Source organism: Pelosinus baikalensis (genome assembly GCF_020819555.1).
Classification (GTDB): Bacteria; Bacillota; Negativicutes; order DSM-13327; family DSM-13327; genus Pelosinus; species Pelosinus baikalensis.
Map to the genome: position 1 here is coordinate 12,716 of NZ_JAJHJB010000040.1, position 24,435 is coordinate 37,150.

The window sequence follows — 24,435 nt, forward strand, 5'->3', positions numbered from 1 at the left end:
CATATCATCTTTTATACTTTAATAATCCCTTGTTTCTCCACAGTTCCACCATCATTGCAAAGAATCATATTCTTTGTAAAGTCAAGTATATTGTTAAGTTCATCCGTCTCTACTTCTTCATCTGCGTATACTACGACCAAAATATTACGCGTTGCCAATGTTACCTTCGTACGAAAAGCATCGGAACTAAAATTGCCAAATGCTCCTTTGGCGTCGACTAAAAATGGTATTTCATCTCCAGCAACAGGATTGCCATCCAGATTTACCAAAACTCCCTTTACCCCCAATTCATAACGTATATCTCCATCAATCTTGTCTAAATCATATAAACCAAATGGCAACAAAAACTTGATCGCACAATATTGATTGATCATCACAGCACTATTTACATAATCAGATCCTTTTCTTTGTATCACACGACGGACTACACCTTCTGAAAAAGCATTATGCCTTAAAGGATTAAATTCCACTTTTTTATATATACTCCTCACACCAAGTATGGGAGGAATATCCATTAATTCCTCTATGTTATAAAATTTAGCAGCCTCCACTTGTAAATGAAAAAACTCTTGGGCCAAAGAAGGAGGTGTGCCATGTACTACAATATTACGAATTACTAAATAGCCTAAAGTACATTTAGGATTAACAGTTTTTACATTGTCATGAATATCAAACTTCATAATACGCCTCCATGCGAAAAATAAACAAATTATTACTACTCCATATCACGAGCGATATCACATAATTCGCCCTTTGTTGCAGATACTAAATCATTAGGAGACACCAACATTTGACACCCTCTAACTCCGGCACTAATCGCTATATACGACCATTTTATCATACTATTATCAATATAAATTGGATACTGTTTTTTCCCTCCCAAAGGCGAAACACCACCTCGAATATATCCAGTCAATTTTTGCACATCTTTTAAAGGAGCCATCTCCACTTTTTTATTTTCACTAATCGCAGCCAATGCTTTTAAATTAAGCTCAGCACCACCCGGTATGCAAGCCATGATTACTCCTGTTTTATCACCACTAACGACTAATGTTTTAAAAACCTGCCTTAACGGAACTTCTATTTTTTTTGCAACATTTTCCGCTCCTAGATCACTCTCATCTACTTTGTATTCACGTAATTCATAACTAATCTTTAATCCATCTAAAATACGAGCAGCATTCGTTTTCTTCAAAAGATCTCCCTCATTCACTCAATACAGTAAAGTATATTATATATTTACTATATTTTTTAGGTATTAAAAATTTCACATTTTACACAGTATAGTATTCTTAATTCTACTTGTCAATAACGATAGAAAATGTATTTAAAAGAAAAACAGATCCATGACAAGCCTTGAATTGAAGCATAAGACTTAGCATTTTCACTTACAACTATATTCTTCTAAAACCTATGCTTATTTACTATTATAAATTATAAATAGTTGTACAAAAATCCTGCTTATTTATATAGTATTCTGCCTTTACTTTTAAATATTTCTTTAAAAATCATCTTAAGCTTCTCCCTTTTCCTATATTTGGGCAGGATATCACTGTCTAATATAGAATTACTATACCTTACAAAATGAGATTTTTAAAAACTGTATTCTGTATCGTGAATCACTTAACTATAGGCAACTTAAAAAGAAGAGGTGATCTAACTTTGCTTAAAATAGCATTAGCACAAATCGAAATTATTCCTGGCAGACCAGATATCAATACTAGAACGATGCTCACTCAAATTCATCAAGCTCGTCAGCAGCACTCCCAAATGATTATATTCCCTGAAATGTCCATCCCAGGTTATTTCTTGGGCGATACATGGGAGCAACTTACCTTCTTAAAGGATTGCGAAACCTATGGTCAACAAATTATTGCAGCCTCTAGCGATATTTTTATTATTTTTGGCAATATTGCCGTGGATTGGACGAGAGTAAATGATGATGGTCGAATTCGCAAATATAATGCATGTTTTATCGCATATCAAGGCAGACTTCTAGGTAATGATAATTTCCCCTATCCCTTTCGCATTAAAACACTACAACCTAATTATCGGGAATTTGATGATTCACGTCATTTTTACAGTTTACGTAAGCTGGCAATTGAATTAGAGTTAAATGTGAGTCAGCTTTTACAACCTGTAACTATCGATATCGACAATAAAAAACTCAATCTTGGATGTTTACTCTGTGAAGATGGTTGGAGTGATGATTATGCCGTAAAGCCAATCACTGTCCTTCAGCAAAATGGTCCTGTTGATTTATTTGTCAATATCTCAAGTTCGCCTTACACCATTGGTAAAAACAACAAACGTAACCGAATTTTCTCCGCTCAAGCGAAAAGCGTAAATGCCCCTTTGGTGTATGTCAATAATATAGGCATACAAAATAACGGAAAAACGATTTATACCTTTGATGGATGCAGTACGGTCTATAATCATAAAGGTGATATTATTGAATATTGCCCCAGTTTTTCTTCTGCCTTAACATGTATTGACTTACACCTTACAGCAGACAATGTAACATGCTCATCCTCTGCCATCCCAAATGATGATCGGAGCATTCGTACTATTTATCAAAGCATTGCGTATGGTACAAAGTCTTTTTTAAATTCAATTGGATTAAAAAAAGTAGTCATTGGTTCCTCTGGGGGTATTGATTCAGCTGTCAGTGCAGCTCTTTACACGAAAATCCTCGGACCAGAAAATGTCTTACTAGTAAATATGCCTAGCATATTTAATTCAAAAACAACACAGGATTTATCTGCAGAATTAGCACAAAATCTAGGTTGCCTCTACACGATCATACCAATACAAAAAGTTGTTGATGACACGATACAGCAACTTAGCAATAGTCCTATTGTTGATCTGAAGGGAGGAGAAAAACAAAGTTTAGTAATAAGCCCTTTTGTCCTCGAAAATATTCAGGCTCGTGACCGCTCTTCTCGTGTGTTGGCAGGTGTTGCTGCTGCTTTTGGAGCTGGCTTTACCTGCAATGCTAATAAAAGTGAAATGACAGTTGGTTACTCCACTCTCTATGGAGATCTGGGGGGATTTTTTGCTGCTTTATCGGACCTCTGGAAATATCAAATCTATGAATTAGCCCGCTTTTTAAACAATGAAGTCTACAAGAAGGAAGTAATTCCTCAAGAAATCATCAATCTTGTTCCCAGTGCCGAGCTTTCTTTTGATCAATCTGTTGATGAAGGTAAAGGAGATCCCATTATTTATCCTTATCATGATTATCTATTCAGAGCTTTTATGGAACATTGGAATCGCAGAACTCCTGAAGATATACTCCTTTGGTACGAGCAAGGTGTGCTGGAAGAAAAAATTGGTTGTCAATCAGGTCTCGTAGCTACTTTGTTTCCCACTTCTCAAGAGTTTATTAACGATTTAGAAAAGTGGTGGAAACTCTATACTGGTATGGCTGTTGCCAAAAGAATCCAAGCACCTCCCGTCTTGGCCATAAGTCGAAGAGCTTATGGTTTCGATCATCGCGAAGCTCAAAATGGAGTATATTTTACTATGAACTATCAGCAAATAAAAGAAAGATTATTGCACAAATAAAGCAGTACTGAGTTCAGCTCTAGTATGAATCGTATCCGAGTCTTAAAGTCGCTTGAACACATACAAAAAAGCTAGAGATTCTAATAAGTTGCAACTTATTAGAATCTCTAGCTTTTTTGCGCTATATGTCATATCGTTCATAGAAACATTTTATCCAATGACTAAACCGCTCTAAGGATTCTCGAATCCAAGGCTCACTTATACCAGTGGGAGTTAAGAGCGGCTAAGTCCTAAGGATAAGTGCGACTAAGATTCAGGTGGAGTTAAAACTCCATCTGAATCAAGTCTTCTTTATTTACGCATAAAATATAAGGTGAACATTACTATACTGATAATAAAGAGTGCAATAGGTAGCGCAACAATTAATAATCCCACAATAATGATACCAAAGATTATTTTCGTAAGCATACCCGTCTGCCTCATATTGAAATTTACATGTTTTACATAAATTCGCTGGTTCTCACGATAATCATTATATCCTGCAGATTGCTTTTCTTGATCTTGCTCAATAGTAAGACCCGCAAAATCCTGTTTTTCCTCTGGAGTCAGTATTTGAACTTTACTTTCTAACTCGCTGCATTTAGAACATAGCTGCTCATCTGGCTGTATTGCAACTCCACAAACGCTACATTTCATGATTACCTCCTAGCATAGCAAAGATTCCACCTCTGCTATTGGTATTGAATTCGCTACCTATATTATTCTGCAAATAAACAAATTACAAATCCATCCTCACTTAAATAGCGTGGATCAAAATTTTCCAACTGCAATACCTCAAATAATTGCGTCCTTGTTTTATAGATACTGGCTAGTGAAATGCCCTTCTTTTCTACAACTTGGTCCAGAGCAATGTTAATAACGCCATTAATTTGGGCGTAAGCTAAAAGTAACCCAATTGCCCAATTTTCAGGTTTACGCACATTAACAACGCTCAATTGACAAAAATCATACCACATTTTTTCAAGCAACCGTTCATCAAAGCGAGAAAGTCCATATTCGACTACTAAATTATGCAATAAACTCGTTACCGACTCCTTTGCCATGCGCTTTTCCTTAATGATCGGATAACTACGTTCTAATTGACTCAAGGGTGTCACGTTGACTTTAGCAAGGGTAACTAGAATATTGATTGTATGTCGAACAACAAGCGCATGCCGCTTAAAAAAATCTGCTAAAGTAGCTTTTGGCTCTTGTATCATAAATATTTCTTTTTGCCGCATTACTTCATCTTTAATGCGTTTTCTAAGATTTATACTGACTTCCAAGCTTGTTACATAATTAATCATTACTAAACCTTGAGAAAAAATATGTCCAAAAAACAATAAATTTTTCAATATTTTATAATTAAAATCAGGTGTTGGTAATTGGAATGTCTCGTTGGTAAACAAATTAATACATTCCACCAAATCCTGACTTATAATTCTGTTTATATAAAAAACTGTAAAGCTAGATCCTAATAAGCTTTGTAAAATTTTATATTCATCTGGAGTAAGACGTTCACCGCAGGTGGTATTAAAATATTCTAAGGGCTTCAAATCATTTTCTAATAAATGATAATCAAATAAAAAATAATCCCAAAATCCTAACCAAAAATCCTCTTCAACTTCTTCTGCTGCATTATCAAAAGGGCCTGTGTATAAATATAAAGCACGTTCAAAATCTTCCGTAAACTCTTGTTGTTGAAAATATTTCCCCAGTTTAAGCATTAGGCTCTCGACGGCTTCACCAATAACGATACCAAAAAGGACTTTATCATCAAAATGCTCATTAACATCTTCCATATTCTTTAATCCTTCTATAATAGATTGAGACTTAAGAATATTTATTTTTTTGCCCCCGCTGATTTCGTGTGCTGCTTTTTTGATTTCATCTAGATTTATGATCATTTTTTTTGTATATAAATACGTATAAAATTCAATAAGAATACTGAAAAAATGACGAACTGATTTTAATGTTATTTTGAAACCACTTATATTTTCACTTAACCATTTAACAATAAAACTATATTCTTCCAAACTGATTTCATCTAAGTTCTCATTGTTAAAATGAGTTAAATAAAGAATGAAAAATTGTATTTGGTGCCATGTATCTTTAAGCTTATCATCGCTAATTCCTTGCCAAGCCTTTTGGCGTAAGAATCCTTCTACCCATTCTTGCTGAATAATAGGTTCCCACACAATGGCTTCATCATAAAAAATTTGTACCTGATCATACACGTTTTTTTTCATTAAGTATAAAATTCTCCTTTAAAGCATAGCTTCCACAAACAGTTATTGCAGCATTACAGGTTATTATAACATTTTTCCTGATGCTCAACCAGTAAAAAGCATGATGATATTTCTTCAATTATTAGAATTACATTTTTATCGTCTATAAATATATCTAAGAATACGGGAATATGTTATAATATTCCTCGTGAATTGGCGATTTTGAGTAAATTGAGGTGTTATCATGTTAAAAAAATCAATCCTATTCTTTTTAATTATATTTCTACTGAATGTATCATTATGCTTAGCATCTCCTGATGATAATGCAATGATTGCTGTTGCTCTATATGTTGACACCTCAGGCTACTATGTCCCCGGAACTGATTTTCTCACCAAAGCACTGAATGAAGTGATTCGTTTTAAAATTAATGCTTTATTTCTGGGTAGTGAAGTACAATCAGGAAATGCTGTATTACGTGATCTTACCCGTTCTGGCATTACCAATACGGCATCAGCTACCCCTGATTTATTATCTACATACGCAAGTGCAGCTCATGTTAATTATGTTATGCTTTTTACCATTCATCCTCTAGATGTTTCTTTGGATCTTAAGGCCTTTTCATCAGCAACTAACTCATGTATTGTTGATAAATCCTTAACTAAACCTGATGGCACAGAAGCTTTATCAGTCCTTGATACCTTTTCATCTATGATCGGCGAGCAAATTACTCAAATCTTTCAAACGATCCATTCTTAAGAAAAGAAATCCTATTCGCTAATGTAAAGTGAATAGGATTTCTTTTCTTATTATTCTTTAATAATTTCAGAAAAATAAATTACTGTTACTGTATCTTCAATATGTATTGTTTTTTCATAGATAATTTCAAAAAAGTTGATTAGTTCTTCTACCGTTTTTATATCAGGATTTTGCTGGCTTAGATCCTGTGTAGTAAGTTCCGAAAATTTCTTGGTGATTGCTTTATCAATAATTGCTGTATATATTCTTCTTTTGGCACTATTCTTTTTTCCTACAGTAAGCCAAACTACAGAATTTTCCGGATAAGTGTCTCTAATATCCCCTAGTCGAATCGTAACGTTTTTTTTGCGATTCATCAATAATTTTTCATTATGAGGCGATAAAAAATTTAGTGCGAACATATCTCTTCTCCTTTAGCGATTCAATATTCATAAGTGCTTGTATCATATTTCTTAAATATATATTTATTTCTTATCGGTTTGATTTTTTATAATAATATCAAAGGACTTTTACTTTCCGTGTAACCACACTCATCACATTTCCAATCATCAGTAAAACTTTCATTAAGACTAATCTTATGCATTTTACCCAGATGGCATTTTGTACAGGTCTTAAGAGTTTCTTGTTTAGGCATAATCTCTCGCCTCCTACTATTTTAGTTAAGGTTTCAGCAAAAGATGTTATTTTCCTGCATTTTTAACATAACGAACAAGCTAAAAGAAATACATGCCCATTTTTCTTTGTAAACTTTTTAATAACCAATTCACTCTTAGAGCCTTGATTTTCTAAATAAGGCTCTAAGAGTGAATTTTTTTAATTCTTACTTTTCAATGTATTAGCTATCCTCTGCTGATAGACTTTTGCCTAATTTACCGATGGCTTTCTTCTCAATACACGAGACTCAAATGATAAAGATATATCCAAATGGATCACAAAGAAGACGGCACCTCCAAGGTGTCGCCCTATTACTTATTTTTCAGGTTGTCTAGGCTTTGCTGAAGATGTTGTATTTACTTTGGAACTTGGCCATGAGGCCTTTGTTTTCCCTTTTTCGCCTTGTTTAGAAGAGACATCCTGTGTTTTATGGGGTGGTTTCGTTGTCTTCTTCATCTAATCATCTCCTTTGTATTATCCTATGAGAATAGCAGCTCAATTGCGCCAATTCTAAGTGAAATATACCCATTCCAAGCAAAAACATCTACCCTTTCTTATTATAAGAATGTTCTATAACAGCATTAGTACCTCCTGTGTTTAAGCAGCATACAATACATTACGTCATAAGAATAAATTACTAGAAGGAGAAATACTTATGGGGTTCGGTTTTGGCGGGAACGGCAACGGACGTGGTGGTAATTGGGTTGTCATTATCATTATAATCATCTTATTATTCTGCTTCTCATCGGATGATTTTTCTTCCAATTGTTAAATTCCTAAACGATCAAATCCTATCTTTTGCAACCACGTCAAAAAAACGTGGTTTTTTCTTTTTTTGAATATGAAACTTTTTCGAGACTTAAGCATATACTGTCTTATCTTGATTTTTTGGAGGTAAATAATTAATGGATTTTGTCGTTCTAGATGAGGCTTTAACATCAATCGCTTTTATAACTCCCTTTATACTTTGCGGTGCATTAGCAGTTCATCTTGCACTGTTTATTCATGAAAGAAAAAGCTCTTAGAACTTATATCGACCCATTTCTTCTTTGAAAAATTAATTAATATCGCAATTGCTTCTAGTGATCGCCGTTTCTTCTAAAATTATATCTATAATTAAATCTACCATGTCTTTTGGCAATTGATCTGGAGAATACATCCTATCATTTTCATCTTTAACACCATGCCACCGGACTATATACTTTCCTTTTTTCTCTTCATTCATTTCCCACACCTCCCACACAATCTATGCTTTACGGCTTTTCCAACATTACTATAGCTACTTGAGAAATCCAAAAGAGACCCCATCAACAACGTAAACCAGCAAAATAAAGCAGCTACTGAAATATTCTCCTTCAGTAGCTGCTTTATTTAAAACCACTCTTCCCTTACGATAAAGATTCATAAAAGAAAAAAAATCGTGTACATATAAATAGGATTAGTAAGTCATATCCCAAATTTAAATTATAGGAGTGTTATGATGAACGCAATTTATGCCAGAGTCTCAACACTTGAGCAAGTAGAAGGCTATTCACTAACAGATCAAGTATCTTCTTGCCGCAGCCGTTTACTATCGATGAATGCACTTCAGATAGAAGAGTATATTGATGATGGTTATAGCGGCGAGTATTTAGAGCGTCCCGCTCTAGATCGCTTACGAGAAGATATACGAAATAAACGCATTGAATATATTGTAATCTACGATCCTGATCGATTAAGCCGTAATCTTACCAATCAATTACTCTTAGCCGATGAGATGGAAAAGGCCGATACCAAGTTGATTTTTATTACTCATGATTATGATGCCTCTCCTGAAGGACGTCTCTTCTTTTCTATTCGCGGTGCCATATCTGCATTTGAAAAAGCAAAGATTCGCGAACGTACTATGAGAGGAAAAAGAACAAAAGCTCTTTCTGGTAAGCTTGTATTTAATGACAAAGCTTTTGGCTATGATTATGATAAAGAAAATAGTATGTATATCATTAATGAAGCAGAAGCAAATATCATCAAATTAATGTATAATCTCTGTGGTAACAAACAATACAGTCTGCGAGATATTATGCTGGAATTTAAAAGTATGGGAATCGTAAATCGGAAGTATAAGCCTTTTACCCTTTCAAATATCCATCGAATTCTCATAAATGAAATGTACGCAGGGACAAAATGGTCTTTTAAGCATTATGGAAAGAAAATGAGTCAATACAAAACAAAAATAATCCCTCGTCCCAAAGAAGAGTGGATCCCCATACAAGTTCCTGCAATTGTAACAAAGGAGCTATGGGAGGCAGCTCAGAAAGTACTTACTAAGAATAAATTCCTTGCTACACGTAATACCAAACGCGACTATTTACTGCGTGGTATTATAAAGTGCGGGTGCTGCAACCGCTCTATGACAGGCGTTTGTCGTGTGCAAAAAGGGATTGAGTATAAATATTATGTGTGCAATAAAAATATGGAGAATTGGTATCTAAAAACAGATAAGTGCACTACAATGCATATTCCAGCTTCTTTAATTGAAGAATCTGTTTGGAAAGCTTTATGCTCTTTTATAAAAGATGATCACGATATCGCATTATATATACCTAATGTAAAAAAAATAGACACCACTACCAAACAAATAGAACGTATGACTTCCTATTATGACGAGTTATCCCAAAAACGCTCTGCTATTATGCGTTGGTTTCGAGACAATGTTATCGATAGCACCATTGCAGAAAAAGAGTTACAAGAGGTACAAAAAGAGATAGTCGCAACAGCAACCGCTCTAGCGACTATCTCGGGTAAAAAAACAGATTTTTTCGTAGAAACATCAAATATAACCGCTGACCAGATCATGGCTAATACTACATTTCAAACGAAACGTGATATTTTATTAAAACTTCACTATACTGTTTATGTAACAAAAACTAAGAATCATCTTGATTGGTACCTAGGTCATTAATTTTTTTGTCATTAGTATCCTATGTTTCTCAATTCGCGAGACATAGGATCGAGAAATTCCCAGCATCCTTGCGATGTCTCTCTGAGTTTTTCGATTACCATTAGGCATACCAAACCGCATTTCCAATACCCATTTTTCTCTGCTGCTCAAGCGATTAATTTGTTTATTCAATCGTTCATGTTCACATTGCGTTTCTACCGCCTCAGCTACTACATCAGGTGCTGTTCCTAAAACATCAATTAATGTAATTTCATTTCCTTTATCATATTATCTGTTTATAAAATTTTCATTACTTTTAATCAGAAAATATTCTTATTTATCAAGAATTAGCTCTAAAATATCATGAGCAATCCGTCTCAGATTTTCTTCATGCCGTTCATTTTCGTGGCGCTGACGTTCATGCCATTCTCGATCATTTTCATTTGGGCGCCTTTTCATTTCACGTTCATGCCGTTCATTTTCAATACGTTCTCGTTCACGACGATCTTGATCTTGGTCATGTCGATCATGCCGATCTCCTCCTTGTTGCTGCGGGGTTAGTTCATTATGTAATGGTGAAGCTTCTAATAGTGATGCGCTAGAGCCAATCTGAATTATGCCTATCATTGAGAAAATAACCATTTTTTTAACTACATTATTCATAAGAAATCACTCCTATTTATTAGTATAATCTATAAACGACCTAATTTTTTCTCAAGCATTTACTCTATCAGCTGCCTTCGCAACTTTAATCTCATTAAAATATGAGATAGATGTATGCATGAATCATAGACTCATGCTCTAAGCTTGATGAAGTGCGATAACTGATTCATACCTATTATAAGTCTGTGTCTGAAATTAAGGGCTGAATTTAGTCATTTATATAATTTTATTATACAATACAAATGTAACAATATTGTTACAGATTATCTACATTTGTATTACTTCTAGAGTCAGGACCACCAACGTTTGAACATTGATTACAACGTGCCCCTGTACATCAGGAGTAGGGTTTTAAAAATCCATTTTAATACTAGTTTATGATGTAGACTTAGACTCATCATTTATAATGAGTATCCTTTTTGTAAAAAACAAAGAGCCTATCGCGTTTTTTCTACCGCAATAGGCTCTTTGTTTTTCATGCTATTTACATCACTCGCTAAGCAAGCTATGATCAGGCATTAGTGAAACCGCAAAAGCCACCATTATTTACCTGTAATCTTTTTCATTACATCATCAGTTATATCCTGCCCACCATAAACAACACTGCCTTTATCCACTATAGTTGCTAAACCTTTAGCTTTAGCAATTGCTGCAATGGCGGCATCTACTTTATTTTGCAGGGCTCCCAACAGCTCTTTCTCTTTAATTGCAAGACCTTGCTGAAGCTGTTGATAATACGCTTGTTTCTCTTGGTCGTTCATATTGACTGATTTGGAATCTAAATCGCTTTTTGCTTGCACAACTGCAGCATTCATTGTTTCTTGGGATTTAGCTGCATCAGGATGCTGTTGGACTAGCAGTTGATAATTCACTACTCCAACTTGAGAAACATTGCTCTTTGAGGCGGCATACGTTGTACTCGGTTGAGCAATTGTTACTATGCTCAAGAGTAAGAAAGCTCCTAGGAAGATATTTTTCAATTGTTTGCTGATGATTTTCATCGCTGGTCCTCTTTTCCGTCATTAGAATGACTTTTTTAAATAATTTATGATGATTTGTTCAATAAGTAACTGAATGATTAATCATCTGACTTACATAGATCAGTGCATATCCCATATGTATGTTTTTGTCAAAGCGTCTCTCGCCAACTTCAGTAATTTGGTTAATAGCCTTAGCAATATTGAGCGCCGAAATGAAGTGTCATTCACCTTACAGAATATTTTCTGTTCTCATGTTATACCAACTATAACACTAATTAGTTTTACAAGAATTTTATTCAATTACTCCTCTCATTTTATTCTTAAATAATTATACAATATTTTTGTTACAATTTGGTGACAATAAGTGAAAATATTAAATTATTTTCTGAATACAATCGACTAAATTCAGGGTAACGATTTTAAACTCATCAATCAAAAAGCTCCTATCTTCATAAAATTTGATAGGAGCCTTTTCCTATTGCAAGGGATACGATTATGTAGGTTATATACCTTTATCTAGGCGACTTTCGTATCACTGTTAGCATCAATGATTCACTAATGTTTTCTCTACCTCTTTATAAAAAGTTTCACTCTTAACATATGACTCTAACAACATACATGATTCTTTCGATACAGTAAATTTCCCACTTACCAAAGAATCTACACTTTGAGCTAAGGTGACATCACCTTGTTGCATTAGCTCCTTATAAATTCGCTCCAATCCTTTTGTATTCCCACTTTGTAACTCATTAATACTGTTAATGATAAATTTTTCACATTGTGGAAAAAATAAATATGTATTTAGATACGCCATGAGATGATCTTCTTTTTTACTCTGCCATCCACTAAATATTGACGTTAAGGTATTTGCAATGCTAACTACATGTTCCATGTCTTCTTCTCCCCCTAATATTCTTTACTTTATGTAAAAGTCATCTTTATGACTTCATTGTTTAGGTTTTTATTCTATTTTATAGAACTTCTGCAAATATGTTTTTTTTCCTTTAATAAATAAAAAATTCAGTAAAATCAATTTATTTGCTTCTAAACTTTATCATTTTATTTGTCATTAGTTTATGATATGTATTAAGCAAAACGTCTAGCTCCCTACTGACAGCAATGATCTTAGGATCTGTAAGTTTTTCATTTTTATTTTGAGCCAATTCATTTAATTTTTCCCTTAATTCTTCAACCTTGTTTAAAATTTCTTCTATTTCAGGCATATAAACACCATCCTTTATAATAGTGTTGACGATAAAGATTTTTTTTATTCGGAAGATTCATGCTTTACGATGTTTCTTATTGGTGTTTGCTTGGACGTCCATAGCAATGATTATAGAATATGTCTATGTACTAACTGGACATATGGTGTATTATAAGATTCTTCAGCTAAAGAAGTTATCAAAATAATGTGGATTATCATACCCATCTATGATGCTTAATGTTGCCATTTTTTTTAATTAGCTCTCGCTGGTTACTTTCTATCATACTCAGCATTAATTCGCAGCCGTTCCTCCACTGGCAACGAGTTCCAAATATCCCATGCATGACGATAAAGCTCACGAAGCACCCTTTCCTTTTCTGCTGTCGTCATAGAAGGAGGAGCAACAACATGAACGATCGTATTTTCCAGACAATATGTAGCATCATATTTTTCTTCCATAGAATCATCACCTCGATTATATATATGAGGATGATACCTAAGGACGACCCTATAAACGGTCATTATCATCACATTTTTCAATTTTTGGTTACATAAATGCATTTTTTGAGTAAACAAATTATAAATAGCGAACAAAAAGACACAGCACGATTCCAATAAATGGCTAGGCTGTGTCTTTGTCAAACTCCAAAAACTAATTGTAGGATCTTGCAATGATACTCGCTCTGTTTAACCGATAGAACCCCTGATATACTAAACTCATTGCGACAAAATAACTAATTTCACTGGTAAATTTGATGCACCTGGGGGGCTGAAAGTAAATGATAACGACTCACTGCTATCATAAGTGCCTAAGAACGAGAACTCTTTCCATTTATTATCCTCAAAATGAATCTTTTCCCGCGGTGTTGCTAAAGGACTCCAATTTACCTCTGGATGGTGTATCCCTATAGCACCAGCATAATACCCACCCAGCGGTACAAGATAATAGGAAATTCTCCGAGTATTTTTCCCAGGGGGTTTAATGTCATAAACTACACCGTAATTTCCATAATTGACGACCTTTGTTCCATCTATAGCGTCAATCCCTTGCAAATAAGGATCGATCACATTATCAGCCAGCGTTATCCCCACAGCTCTATATAGAACTGGATTATAAGGATCCACTGAGTAAAGCTTTCGATTTGCTCCTTCAAATGTACCACGCAAATGCCACTGGTCTGCAGGCAGTACTTGAGCTATTTTAGAAAATGTAACACTCTCTTCAAATAAAGGCAGCATCATGACTTTAACATTGATTTGGCGGTCAACAGTGAAGTCATAGATACCGTTAATCAACATATTAGGCAAAACTGCTGTAGCGCTTATTTCTGCTGCTAAGGGTATTACACCGCCTGGCGGAATATCGATTTGATATTCCGCTGCTCCTCCAGTAAAATATGACATCTGTGTTTCTTTTCCTACTGCAAGCCAGGCATAGCCTGGACCGCCCAAACTAAACTTACTTACATTAACATGAGCAACTTCTTTACCTTTGTTCTCTAAAACTACTTCCATTTTCTTAGCCGTCTTTGATGCGTTTACATGATAAAAAAAGAGACGAACACTTCCTTCTACTTTATCCTGATACAAAATCCCATCACTTTCTACCATTTCAGGACTATCAGAAAGTAGAAGTGTACCACCAAGGGAGCTCTTCTTCATTTCCCACTCTGGAAGCCTTTCTATATTATCCATCCTAATTTCTCCATAGGCCACAGGCATGGATTCATGTCCCATGATTACGATCATCATTGTAATCCAAACTAACTTTATTGTATATTTCATCTTGTGCCTCCAAATCTGTAATGTATAATTCCAATGTATAAAACGGTCTTGCTTATAAATAAATCCCCCCTAACAACGTATCGTAGGGGAGAATTACACAACTACCCTAATGTCAGATTTTCCTAGGTATAAGTATATTTCCATTCTAGATCACTGTCAAATGTCATATGTTTATAAGATCGACTAACAGCCATATGGCAACAAAGAAGGTGCTAACTTGAGCAATCAGCATAATAAAGACCTAGAGCCTTCTTGCTTCTATCTTCGCAAGTCGAGAGAAGATCAAGAGGCAGAAGCAAGAGGCGATGGTGAAACACTTGCCAAGCACAAAAAAGCATTATTTAAAATAGCTAAAGAACACGGTATAACCATCACCAAAATATTTGAAGAAGTTGTCTCTGGAGAAAGTATCATTCATAGACCTGAGATGTTAAATCTACTAAAGGAAATTGAATTAAGAAAATGGAAATCTGTTTTTTGCATGGACATCGATCGTCTTGGTCGTGGCAAAATGCAGGATCAAGGCCTAATTATAGAAACCTTTAAACAAGCACAGACTAAGATCGTAACACCACGCAAAATATATGATTTAAACAATGAATGGGATGAAGAATACACAGAGTTTGAATCCTTTATGGCCCGCAAAGAGTTGAAGATTATTACCAGGCGTTTACAAGGCGGTCGAATTCGCTCACTCGAAGAAGGCAATTATCTTGGAGCAGTTCCGCCATATGGATACCTTATTGAGAAAAAAGATCGTAAGAGATACTTGATTAAACATCCAGAACAACGTGAACCTACATCCTTAATATGGAAAGCATATAAACTTGACATGGGAGCAAACAAGATCGCTAATGAACTAAATCAAATGGGATATCTGTCTTATTCAGGTAAAAAATGGTCTGCTTCATCAGTTCTAGCCATTTTAAAAAATCCAGCCTACGCAGGTGTAAACGCCTGGAAAAAAGTAGCATCCAAGAAATCTACAACGCGCACTGGCAGAGAAACTAGGCATCGCCCCAGGGAAGAACAAATCTGGATATATGATTGTCATGAACCATATATAACCCTTGAAGAATTCGAGCAGGTACAAGATATGCTGTCCAAAAAATATCATCCACCCTATCAATTGCTGAATGGAGTTACGAATCCGCTGGCTGGATTAATTAAATGTGATATATGTGGCGGTTCTATGATTTATCGACCTTATCAGCATCAGCAGTTTCCACATTTAATGTGTTACAACAGGAATTGTATTAATAAAAGCTGCCGCTTTGAATATGTTGAGAAAAAACTGCTCGAAGGTTTACAGCTATGGCTTAATGACTATCGCACTCAATGGGATATTTTTATACCAAAAGAGCAGCGTAATACTGTTAATAGTAAAGAAAAAGTCCATCAAAATCTCAAAAAAGAACTGAAAGAATTAGAGCAGCAAAAAGATAACTTACATGACCTCTTAGAAAAAGGAATTTATAATGCTGCTACATACCTGGAAAGATTAACTAAGCTCTCGGAAAGAATTACCACTGTACAAAAAAACTTAGACAAAGCAGCATTTGCATTGTCTAAGGAAATACAACAGGAAGAAAGTAGAAAAGATATTATTCCTAAAATCGAAAAAGTTTTAAAAACCTATGAGAAATCCAATGACCCTAAAGAAAAGAATAAATTCTTAAAATCAATTTTAGAACATGCCACATACAGAAAAGAAAAATGGCAAAAAGGGGACACATTTACATTGGTCTTACGCCCCCGTTTACCGCGATGATTGCCGAACCTTTATATCTCATACCGATAAATATAAAATGTTAATTCATTTCCTTCCTTATCTACGCCGATAGGATCATATAAACTAACTTCAGCACGAGTCCGCCGGGTGCTTCTTAGATGCATTAATATTTCATTTTCAATACACCGCGCTGCATAGGTTGCTAAACGGATTTTTTTAGCAACATCAAACGTATTAATTGCTTTTATTAGACCTATTGTACCGATGGAAATTAAATCATCAGTATCCTCTCCAGTATTGTCAAACTTTTTAACAATATGAGCTACTAATCTTAGGTTCCGTTCAATTAACACATTCTTAGCATTTTCGTCACCGTTCTTCAGCCGCTCCAGCTGTATATGCTCTTCCTTTTCTGAAAGAGGCAAGGGAAATGTGTTATTGGTTACATAAGAAACTAGCACAGAAAGACTTTTTACAATAGAAACCGCCAGTGCCATAAAAAAAGACATCAATTTTTCACCCCCGCAAATCACTTGCTTCATTGTATGGTATAATCGTCATTCTTGTGCCTGTTAATTTTTGTATATCTTCAGAACAACTATTAATTTTATTTTCTGTAAGACTTGCACCTTACGACTATATAGCATATAATCGCACAAGGAGAGTGATATAATGGAACCGTATATTGGAGATCTTCAGCTACTACTAGCAACCATTCTTATAATCATCTATATGTTATGGGATAAACTCTTCCCCGAATAACAGCATTTAATGGTTGCGTTTTCTTATTGATTTTGTATGGAATGTACTGCATCCCCCAGCATTTTGCCAATACATTTACTTAATTTCATAACGATAGACAAAGGGGTGCTTTGCAAGTCCAAATATCCTAGATATCCACTGGCATTGACCACTCCAATAATAGAAATAGTACCGATGCATGGCAATTTATTACCAACGGCAATACCAGCCTCTAAGCTGCCCTCCCATATTTCAATATTCCCAATTTCATCATTTTTGCCTAAACAAGCATCAACTGCAATAATAATCGGCTGATGATATTGTTCTTTTATATTTTGAATCACTTTTACTAAATTACCGGCATGAACAGGCATCTCTAAACTTCCGTACACCGTACATATTGTATGTTCCACTAAATAAGATCCTACTAAAGGACCAAGGGCATCACCAATATATCGATCTGAACCAATGCAAAGGATAATAATTTTTCTATTTTCTAATTCCTCCTGCTGTTTTAATAGATTTACCATATAATGATACATTTTAGGATAAACAACAATATCATTTACATTCACAATTAATTTTTCAGCGATTTTTTTTTCCATATTACGATCTCCTCTTCTAATATATCAATAAATATCTATGCTTACTCCCCATAAAGAAGACTTGATTCAGATGGAGTTTCAACTCCACCTGAATCTTAGTCGCACTTATCCTTAGGACTTAGCCGCTCTTAACTCTCACTTGTAGAAGATGGGAGTCTTAGAGCGGTTTAGTCATCGGATAAAATACCCGTGCCCGTCTAAGATAAACAACTTTGATAGCCTATACTCGCATACAATAAAACCTCTTTGCTCCAATTTGGCAAAGAGGTTTTATTTATATGAAAAAATTCTTTATTTCTATAATTACATTTATCATCATACATTATATTGCATAATGCAAGATGGAGGTAATGGAATGTATGTCATGATCGCTTTGCTTTTAATTGGTATAACCTTGTTATTAGGTGGTATTTTTTTCATGCGTTTTGGACTTCAAAAATTATTATGGACTAAGCTACAAGCCTTCTTAGGGCAACTAACCAGTACACCTTTACGCGGCTTATTGGTTGGCACCTTAGCGGCGGCTTTCATGCAAAGCAGTACTGCCGTATCTCTATTGACTATAGGCTTAGTTCATGCTCAATATTTATCATTTTATCAAGGTTTAGGCATTATCTTAGGTGCTAATATTGGAACATGCTCAACGGTACAATTAATGACAATTGCAATGCCAGAAAAACTCATCATTCCTTTATTTCTATTTTTTTTGCTGTTCACAATCCTTTGCCGGAAGTTTCGTTATTTTGGTATGGCAATCTCAGGCTTATTAAGTATGTTTATTGGTATGAGCATCTTATCAGAAGCCTTAAGCAATATCTCAGAATTTACAACTGTCATTGACTATTTACTAGCATCTCAAGAAAATTCGCTTTACGGCATTGTCGGCGGCATTATTATTACTCTTTTATTTCAATCTAGCAGCGCAGCTACTGGAGTTTTAATGGTATTAGCCAGTGATGGTATCATCGACTTAACAACAGCCACTTATGTAGTCTATGGTAATAATATTGGCTCCTGCTTATCATCTTTTATCGTTGGAGTTACCGCCTCTTTAGCTGCTAAACGCTTAGCTGTAGCACATATTCTTCTTAATGTATTGGGCGTTATTATTTTTTTCCCCATGACTGGCGTGCTCACAAAAATAGCCACTAGTCTTACAGCAGATTTTGCTGGACAAGTGGCCATCGTTCATACACTCTTTAATATTATTTCTTCATTGGCAGTGCTTCCCATTATACACCAATATGCTAATTTAGTAATGCTACTCATCCCCAAAAGAAGATAATATTTGCTCTTTTCGCCTTTCTTTGAAAGCGATACATTGTCTAATGATTGTCATAATAATATACAATAATATGGCTGTCATGACAATCGTACCGCCTGGAGCAATATCCAGGTAGAATGATGATGTTAACCCAATGAATACAGATAACATCGAGAAAATTACTGCCCATCCCATCGTTGCCTTAAATCCCACTCGTAATAAATGGGCTGTTGCCACAGGTACGATCATCAAGGCGCTAACGAGCAAAATTCCAACTATCGTCATACCAACAACTACAACCAACGCTGTTAATATGCTAAATAGCATATTAATCATCCCGGTATTGATGCCTGCCACATTTGCAATATCTTCATCTAAAGACATTAACATTAGCTTGTCAAATAAAAAATAAACAATAACTAAGACTAAAGTACCAGCACCAGCTATTGTCATTACATCCGTTAGTGATACTGTAATAATACTGCCAAATAAAAAACTTAATAATCCTGTACTTGGCATTCGTGTCATAGTACTGAAAATAATAGCCATCGCTGCTCCAGCATAAAAAAATATTGCTAACCCCATATCAGCAAACTCGGTATGCCTTCTACGAACTAATTCAATTCCTACTGCACCAGCTATCGTTAAAATCAAAGCTCCCATTACTGGATACAGCCCTACCATATATCCACCTGTTACGCCGGCAAAAGCAATATGCCCTAATCCGTCTCCAATCAAAGATTGACGACGCACCACTACAAAACTGCCAATTAGTGGACATACAATACCTGTAATTAAACCTGCCAGCAATGCTCTTTGAATAAAGTCATATTGAAAAAATTCCATATTTTCGCCTCACTGCCCTGTATAGTACCACAAATGTCGTGCTTGGGCATGCGTATCATCAAACTCCTTGCTGCTACCAAAAAAACAAAGTTTGCGATTAATACATGCTACTTTATTTGCCCATGATACAGCTTTTTCAATATCATGGGATACCATAACAATTGTAATACCAAGATTTTTATTTAATGTTCCTAATAATTCATAGATTCTGGCACTAGCTTCATAATCAATTCCACTAGTAGGCTCATCTAAGAGCAATAATTGTGGATTGGCAGCTAACGCCATCGCTACCATTACTCTTTGCTGCTGCCCTCCTGAAAGCTCACCAATACGCCGATCACGTAGCTGCTCTACACCTACCAATTCCATCATGTGATTCGTAATATGGTTAGCAGCCTGATGATTTTTTTTCGCAGCAGCAGCTCCCAAAGTTAGACCTAAAGCAACAACCTCTTTTACAGTTGCAGGAAATCCTTGAGCATTTTTTCCATAGTTCTGGGGAACATAACCAATTAACCCGTGTCCCTTTGCTGTAAATATATTTTTCCCACCAATCTGAACTTGTCCTCTTGTTGGCTTTATAAGCCCGGCTATAATCTTGAGCATCGTACTTTTTCCTGCTCCATTAGGACCAACAACAGCAACAAAATCACCTTGTGAAATAGTTAGAGATATATTATCGATCGCAACATTGGTATTATAGGAAAAATGAATATCAGACAGTTTCACTTCACACATTATCGATTCTCCTCACAGAGTTTTACAATTTGAACATAAACCTAATAGCTCTACATTATGACGAATAAGTTCATATCCACTCTTTCTAAGCAGTTTTATAAATTCATCATCAATTGGACAGTAATCAATACAAACGGCTTTACCACATTTCACACAAACTACATGATGATGATGATTTGCATGGGCCAATTCATAACGTGTTCGTTCTTTCCCCATTCCAGTTATCGGTATCAGCACACCATTCTCTGTTAACATATTAATATTTCGATAAATCGTATCTAAGCCTATATCGCTATATTCTTGACGCACCAAATTCCAAATTTCATCTGCGGTTAATAAACCTGCAGTCTGCACTATTTTTTCCATAATGATACGCCGCTGGGGTGTTATGCGATAACCTTTTTCCTTTAATTTCTTCATTACATCATATATCATATATATCTTTCCCTTTTTTACAAATAATAAGATTCTTATTAGAACGGCAAAAAAATAAAGTTACTATAATATTTGAAGAACAAAAAATCGAATACCTATTTGTTCTACCTTATCTAATGACACTATAACCTATTTCATACCAATTTTATATAGATAATAAAAATCCAGGATTACCACCTAAGTTATCTGGCAATACCTAGTCTTCTTGTACTTTATTTTTCTAATTTAAATACTAAATAAAAGTAAGGAGGCATTTTGCCTCCTATAAACCACATTATAAGACTCGGCGCGCTCCTAAGTAACGTGCTCCCCAATAACCGCTGTCCAATCGATCGATCACGACACCACGGCTAGAAGTAGCACTAATAAACTTTCCATTTCCCACATAAATACCAGAATGAGACGCACCGGCTTCATACGTAGTAAAGAACACTGTATCTCCAGGTTGCAAACGGCTGTACGATACAGACTGTCCAACTCCATACTGTTCATCAGCAGCTCTTGGCAAGTAAACTCCAGCTTGCGCAAATACATATCGAGTAAAGCCCGAACAATCAAAACCATTTGGTGACGTGCCACCAAATACATACGGTACGCCTTGATAATTCAATGCTGTCTGTACGATTCTTCGTATGATAGCACTGGAACTATCACGGCTTACTGGCATTTCTCTGCCCATAAGAGCACGATATGTCTGCATGCCAATCACTCCATCAGCATCCAAGCCCCTGTCTTTTTGAAAATCTTTTACTGCGTTTGCTGTCATTTCGCCAAAATCTCCATCAGAACTACCAGCATTGTAACCAAGAGCATTCAATTGTGCTTGAATGTTAGCGATATCGTCTCCTTGGTCACCTTGATGATAGGCTGCAGCAGCGCAGGTTATAGTTCCTGCACTTACTAAAACTAGTAAGAACACTACCACTCGAAAAAACTTAATCAATATGCATACCCCTCTCACTAGCCTCCGAGGTTAGCTGACGGGTTAGGGTTGAGATCCCCCTACTTTCAGGCAATGGTAAAGCCGCCCTACACGTTTCACCCCAAAACTGTGGTTCCCCCGGTCCTGTGCCTTGATTAGGCATTTATAAAACTGCACTTTTGTATTATTCGCTTTATTTCTAAAAAATCCTGCCACATATCTCATCTTTTTACATATTTTATACTATATTTTATACTATGTTTTATGTAACTCATCGGTTACAATTTTATTTCTCATTATTACATATTAAATATAAAGAAATAGCAAAAGCTCTTTTATTCCTGCTTCTGCCGTTTATATTCTGCCCGTACCAAGTATAAAGGACGTTGTTTTACTTCTTCAAATATACGACCTACATATTCACCAATAATACCTAACCCAAGTAATTGCAAGCCACCTAAAAGTAAAATACTAGCTGTAATCGTTGCCCAGCCTGGTACTGCTTCTAGTGTAAATAGTTTAATATAGATAACATGCATCGTAACACTAAAGCTAATCAAGGCGAAAAGTAGCCCTATATAAAAGGCGAAACGAAGTGGCAACTTAGAATAAGATGTAATGCCGTCTAAAGCAAAATGCATCATCCTACCTAGAGAAAATTTTGATGTCCCTGCATAACGTTTTGGAGCAACAAATTCTACTAAAACCTGTTTATAGCCAATGGCTCCAATCATACCGCGAATAAAGCGTGCTCGTTCTTTAAAACGGCGAAAACTTTGAACTACTGCTTTATCTAGTAAACGAAAGTCAGAGCCACCTTCTTGTATATGTACCTTCGATAATTTGTTAATTATTTTATAGTATAAGGCAGAAGTAAGGGATTTAAACCAAGATACACCTTCCGTACTAATTCGTATGGTTTGTACTACTTCATATCCCTCTTCCCATCTGGTTAGTAAGAGGGGCAACATTTCCGGCGGATGCTGCATATCCCCATCCATGGTAATCACCCCGTCCCCTTCCGCATAATCAAGTCCACAAGTTAAAGCCAATTGGTGTCCAAAATTACGCGCCATAATCAAACCTCGTACCCTATGATCTTGCTGAGCTAATCTTTCCAATATGAAAGGAGTCGCATCTTTTGACCCATCATCTACAAAAATCAATTCAAAACAATACGGTAGAGGCTCCATATATTTGCAAACTTCTTGATAAAAAACCTGAATGTTCTCTTCTTCATTAAACACAGGTACAACAATTGAGATCGACTTCATCTTCTCGCCTCGATTCTTAGCTGCCCACCTTTATGATTCCGATACATGACTCTCCTGCTTAAGATCTTGCCTTAGCACTACTGCTTCTCTTAAATAAATATGCTTAATGTCCTTTTGAGGCAAATCTGTATTTAATAATATAAGTACCCGAATGCACTGAGGGACACCATTTGGACTATCAATTTCTTGTGTTCCGAATAATGGTACTTCTGTCCACCCTATATTTCTAGCAGCAATCGCTGGAAAAGTAGCATTAATATCTGGAGTCGAACTAAAAATAACAGCACCTATATCCTCCATTTCGAATTCATTAGCTTGTACTATCGTAGTTAAAAGCTCTGTTACTCTTTCAATAATTTCAGTGGATTCATTTTTAACTACTGTTGTAGCACCTCGGATACCACGCAACAAATTTATCATCCTCTCTGTTATTACATTTTTAGATATAAATAATTCTATATAAACTGCTTTATATCCTCTATACATTATACAAAGGTTAGGATTTATTACAATAGCATGAACCACAATGGCTGCATTTCCACCAGCCACATACAGGACATACCAAATTCGTCTCATTTAGTTCTATATACATTCCTTCATGATGATCCTTCCAGCAAAACACACTGCCTTGGTCCCTATATAGTACAACATCGTGAGCATCAACCCAAGTCTTTTCATTCCCTATAGTGAATAATAGATCATTATGACCTGTTTCCTGATTTATCCGGTAATCTTCGATCTTAATCTTTTCTTTTTTATCGTCCTTCGTATATACTACATACAAATTTTTAATATTCATACTCCCTCACCCCTCCATAATTAATATGAAGTTTAAGAAAGATGTATACCATAGTAAAGATAAAACCTGGATTATACCAGGTTTTATCCGATGACTATGATTATTTTTGATAAAAGGTTTTACAGTTTGTTTGCTCACTTTGATTAGCGGCTTTGCCCCCACCATCCACATTTACCTCAATTGCAGAGGCATCACAGTGTTCACCATTTTTCCAATATTTACAATTCGAAACCGTACATTTTACACCATCTAACATGAGTTCACCTCCTTTTTTTTTCAATCTTAGTATACAAAAAAGCATTATACTTTATCCATTAAGTAAAAAAAATATATATAAAAGAA

30 protein-coding genes and 1 riboswitch are annotated in these 24,435 nt (G+C 35.4%); of the genes, 5 read left to right on the plus strand and 25 right to left on the minus strand.

Features of this window, described 5'->3' with window-relative positions; all coding sequences use genetic code 11:
* Window positions 1–11 precede the first annotated feature (11 nt).
* On the minus strand, window positions 12–680 hold the full coding sequence (locus tag LMF89_RS20595) for a B3/B4 domain-containing protein (RefSeq protein WP_229536720.1): 669 nt from the start codon (window positions 678–680) through the stop codon (window positions 12–14).
* 35 nt (window positions 681–715) lie between these two features.
* Complete coding sequence (gene ybaK, locus LMF89_RS20600) at window positions 716–1,195, minus strand: Cys-tRNA(Pro) deacylase (RefSeq protein ID WP_229536721.1); 480 nt, start codon at window positions 1,193–1,195, stop codon at window positions 716–718.
* Between the two features lie 467 nt (window positions 1,196–1,662).
* On the opposite strand from ybaK, the gene nadE reads away from it, so the two are divergent.
* Window positions 1,663–3,567: an NAD(+) synthase gene (nadE, locus tag LMF89_RS20605; protein ID WP_229536722.1), complete on the plus strand. Its 1,905-nt coding sequence runs from the start codon at window positions 1,663–1,665 to the stop codon at window positions 3,565–3,567.
* A 291-nt stretch (window positions 3,568–3,858) separates the two neighbouring features.
* Here the strand turns inward: nadE and LMF89_RS20610 are convergent, their stop codons facing one another.
* The gene (locus tag LMF89_RS20610; protein ID WP_229536723.1) at window positions 3,859–4,203 is read right to left on the minus strand and encodes a DUF2116 family Zn-ribbon domain-containing protein; all 345 of its coding nucleotides are present in this window, start codon (window positions 4,201–4,203) and stop codon (window positions 3,859–3,861) included.
* Between the two features lie 62 nt (window positions 4,204–4,265).
* Entirely contained in the window at window positions 4,266–5,795 is a 1,530-nt protein-coding gene (locus LMF89_RS20615) for a hypothetical protein (protein WP_229536724.1), read from the minus strand.
* Window positions 5,796–6,018: 223 nt separating this feature from the next.
* On the opposite strand from LMF89_RS20615, the gene LMF89_RS20620 reads away from it, so the two are divergent.
* Window positions 6,019–6,531, plus strand: a complete 513-nt coding sequence (locus LMF89_RS20620; RefSeq protein ID WP_229536725.1) for a hypothetical protein — start codon at window positions 6,019–6,021, stop codon at window positions 6,529–6,531.
* A gap of 50 nt (window positions 6,532–6,581) precedes the next feature.
* Here LMF89_RS20620 and LMF89_RS20625 read toward each other — a convergent pair whose 3' ends face one another.
* From LMF89_RS20625 to LMF89_RS20640, 4 genes are all read right to left on the minus strand, one after another.
* Window positions 6,582–6,932, minus strand: coding sequence for an ASCH domain-containing protein (locus tag LMF89_RS20625; protein WP_229536726.1), 351 nt, complete (start codon window positions 6,930–6,932; stop codon window positions 6,582–6,584).
* A gap of 86 nt (window positions 6,933–7,018) precedes the next feature.
* Window positions 7,019–7,165 carry a hypothetical protein gene (locus tag LMF89_RS20630; RefSeq protein ID WP_229536727.1) on the minus strand — a complete coding sequence of 49 codons (147 nt, stop codon included), beginning with the start codon at window positions 7,163–7,165 and terminating at the stop codon, window positions 7,019–7,021.
* 335 nt (window positions 7,166–7,500) lie between these two features.
* Window positions 7,501–7,641, minus strand: coding sequence for a hypothetical protein (locus LMF89_RS20635; RefSeq protein WP_007954289.1), 141 nt, complete (start codon window positions 7,639–7,641; stop codon window positions 7,501–7,503).
* A gap of 601 nt (window positions 7,642–8,242) precedes the next feature.
* Window positions 8,243–8,410: a hypothetical protein gene (locus LMF89_RS20640; protein ID WP_229536728.1), complete on the minus strand. Its 168-nt coding sequence runs from the start codon at window positions 8,408–8,410 to the stop codon at window positions 8,243–8,245.
* A gap of 252 nt (window positions 8,411–8,662) precedes the next feature.
* Here LMF89_RS20640 and LMF89_RS20645 point away from each other — a divergent pair, with 252 nt between their 5' ends.
* Entirely contained in the window at window positions 8,663–10,126 is a 1,464-nt protein-coding gene (locus LMF89_RS20645; protein ID WP_229536729.1) for a recombinase family protein, read from the plus strand.
* Here the strand turns inward: LMF89_RS20645 and LMF89_RS20650 are convergent.
* From LMF89_RS20650 to LMF89_RS20680, 7 genes are all read right to left on the minus strand, one after another.
* A complete protein-coding gene (locus LMF89_RS20650; RefSeq protein ID WP_369412665.1) occupies window positions 10,115–10,297 on the minus strand; it encodes a sigma factor-like helix-turn-helix DNA-binding protein in 183 nt (60 codons plus the stop codon). The genes LMF89_RS20645 and LMF89_RS20650 overlap by 12 nt on opposite strands.
* Window positions 10,298–10,438: 141 nt before the next feature.
* Window positions 10,439–10,768, minus strand: coding sequence for a hypothetical protein (locus tag LMF89_RS20655; RefSeq protein ID WP_229536730.1), 330 nt, complete (start codon window positions 10,766–10,768; stop codon window positions 10,439–10,441).
* Between the two features lie 542 nt (window positions 10,769–11,310).
* Window positions 11,311–11,769: an OmpH family outer membrane protein gene (locus LMF89_RS20660; RefSeq protein WP_229536731.1), complete on the minus strand. Its 459-nt coding sequence runs from the start codon at window positions 11,767–11,769 to the stop codon at window positions 11,311–11,313.
* Between the two features lie 523 nt (window positions 11,770–12,292).
* Window positions 12,293–12,640 (minus strand): hypothetical protein, encoded by a 348-nt coding sequence (locus LMF89_RS20665; protein ID WP_007954295.1) that lies wholly within the window; start codon window positions 12,638–12,640, stop codon window positions 12,293–12,295.
* Window positions 12,641–12,782: 142 nt separating this feature from the next.
* Window positions 12,783–12,971: an aspartyl-phosphate phosphatase Spo0E family protein gene (locus tag LMF89_RS20670; protein ID WP_229536732.1), complete on the minus strand. Its 189-nt coding sequence runs from the start codon at window positions 12,969–12,971 to the stop codon at window positions 12,783–12,785.
* Between the two features lie 251 nt (window positions 12,972–13,222).
* Window positions 13,223–13,411 carry a hypothetical protein gene (locus LMF89_RS20675; RefSeq protein ID WP_229536733.1) on the minus strand — a complete coding sequence of 63 codons (189 nt, stop codon included), beginning with the start codon at window positions 13,409–13,411 and terminating at the stop codon, window positions 13,223–13,225.
* 258 nt (window positions 13,412–13,669) lie between these two features.
* A complete protein-coding gene (locus LMF89_RS20680; RefSeq protein ID WP_229536734.1) occupies window positions 13,670–14,737 on the minus strand; it encodes a hypothetical protein in 1,068 nt (355 codons plus the stop codon).
* 217 nt (window positions 14,738–14,954) lie between these two features.
* Between LMF89_RS20680 and LMF89_RS20685 the strand changes: the two genes are divergently transcribed.
* Window positions 14,955–16,508: a recombinase family protein gene (locus tag LMF89_RS20685; RefSeq protein WP_229536735.1), complete on the plus strand. Its 1,554-nt coding sequence runs from the start codon at window positions 14,955–14,957 to the stop codon at window positions 16,506–16,508.
* A gap of 11 nt (window positions 16,509–16,519) precedes the next feature.
* Here LMF89_RS20685 and LMF89_RS20690 read toward each other — a convergent pair whose 3' ends face one another.
* Together LMF89_RS20690 and yyaC are read right to left on the minus strand one after the other, a co-directional pair.
* Window positions 16,520–16,978: a sigma-70 family RNA polymerase sigma factor gene (locus tag LMF89_RS20690; RefSeq protein WP_007954301.1), complete on the minus strand. Its 459-nt coding sequence runs from the start codon at window positions 16,976–16,978 to the stop codon at window positions 16,520–16,522.
* Window positions 16,979–17,254: 276 nt separating this feature from the next.
* Window positions 17,255–17,815 carry a spore protease YyaC gene (gene yyaC, locus LMF89_RS20695; protein WP_229536736.1) on the minus strand — a complete coding sequence of 187 codons (561 nt, stop codon included), beginning with the start codon at window positions 17,813–17,815 and terminating at the stop codon, window positions 17,255–17,257.
* 355 nt (window positions 17,816–18,170) lie between these two features.
* Between yyaC and LMF89_RS20700 the strand changes: the two genes are divergently transcribed.
* Window positions 18,171–19,100: a Na/Pi cotransporter family protein gene (locus LMF89_RS20700; RefSeq protein ID WP_229536737.1), complete on the plus strand. Its 930-nt coding sequence runs from the start codon at window positions 18,171–18,173 to the stop codon at window positions 19,098–19,100.
* Here LMF89_RS20700 and LMF89_RS20705 read toward each other — a convergent pair.
* The 8 genes from LMF89_RS20705 to LMF89_RS20740 form a co-directional block, all read right to left on the minus strand.
* On the minus strand, window positions 19,077–19,925 hold the full coding sequence (locus LMF89_RS20705; protein ID WP_229536738.1) for a metal ABC transporter permease: 849 nt from the start codon (window positions 19,923–19,925) through the stop codon (window positions 19,077–19,079). The genes LMF89_RS20700 and LMF89_RS20705 overlap by 24 nt on opposite strands.
* Window positions 19,926–19,934: 9 nt before the next feature.
* Window positions 19,935–20,663 carry a metal ABC transporter ATP-binding protein gene (locus LMF89_RS20710; RefSeq protein ID WP_229536739.1) on the minus strand — a complete coding sequence of 243 codons (729 nt, stop codon included), beginning with the start codon at window positions 20,661–20,663 and terminating at the stop codon, window positions 19,935–19,937.
* 12 nt (window positions 20,664–20,675) lie between these two features.
* Complete coding sequence (locus LMF89_RS20715) at window positions 20,676–21,098, minus strand: Fur family transcriptional regulator (protein ID WP_229536740.1); 423 nt, start codon at window positions 21,096–21,098, stop codon at window positions 20,676–20,678.
* Between the two features lie 274 nt (window positions 21,099–21,372).
* Window positions 21,373–22,041 carry a C40 family peptidase gene (locus tag LMF89_RS20720; protein ID WP_229536741.1) on the minus strand — a complete coding sequence of 223 codons (669 nt, stop codon included), beginning with the start codon at window positions 22,039–22,041 and terminating at the stop codon, window positions 21,373–21,375.
* A gap of 4 nt (window positions 22,042–22,045) precedes the next feature.
* A riboswitch (cyclic di-AMP (ydaO/yuaA leader) is annotated at window positions 22,046–22,192 on the minus strand.
* A 163-nt stretch (window positions 22,193–22,355) separates the two neighbouring features.
* Window positions 22,356–23,294, minus strand: coding sequence for a glycosyltransferase family 2 protein (locus tag LMF89_RS20725; RefSeq protein ID WP_229536742.1), 939 nt, complete (start codon window positions 23,292–23,294; stop codon window positions 22,356–22,358).
* A 30-nt stretch (window positions 23,295–23,324) separates the two neighbouring features.
* A complete protein-coding gene (aroH, locus tag LMF89_RS20730; RefSeq protein WP_369412666.1) occupies window positions 23,325–23,843 on the minus strand; it encodes a chorismate mutase in 519 nt (172 codons plus the stop codon).
* Entirely contained in the window at window positions 23,791–24,093 is a 303-nt protein-coding gene (locus tag LMF89_RS20735; protein ID WP_007954312.1) for a hypothetical protein, read from the minus strand. Before LMF89_RS20735 ends, aroH begins: the two co-directional genes overlap by 53 nt.
* A 100-nt stretch (window positions 24,094–24,193) precedes the next feature.
* Window positions 24,194–24,349 (minus strand): DUF1540 domain-containing protein, encoded by a 156-nt coding sequence (locus tag LMF89_RS20740; RefSeq protein WP_229536743.1) that lies wholly within the window; start codon window positions 24,347–24,349, stop codon window positions 24,194–24,196.
* Between the last annotated feature and the right edge of the window lie 86 nt (window positions 24,350–24,435).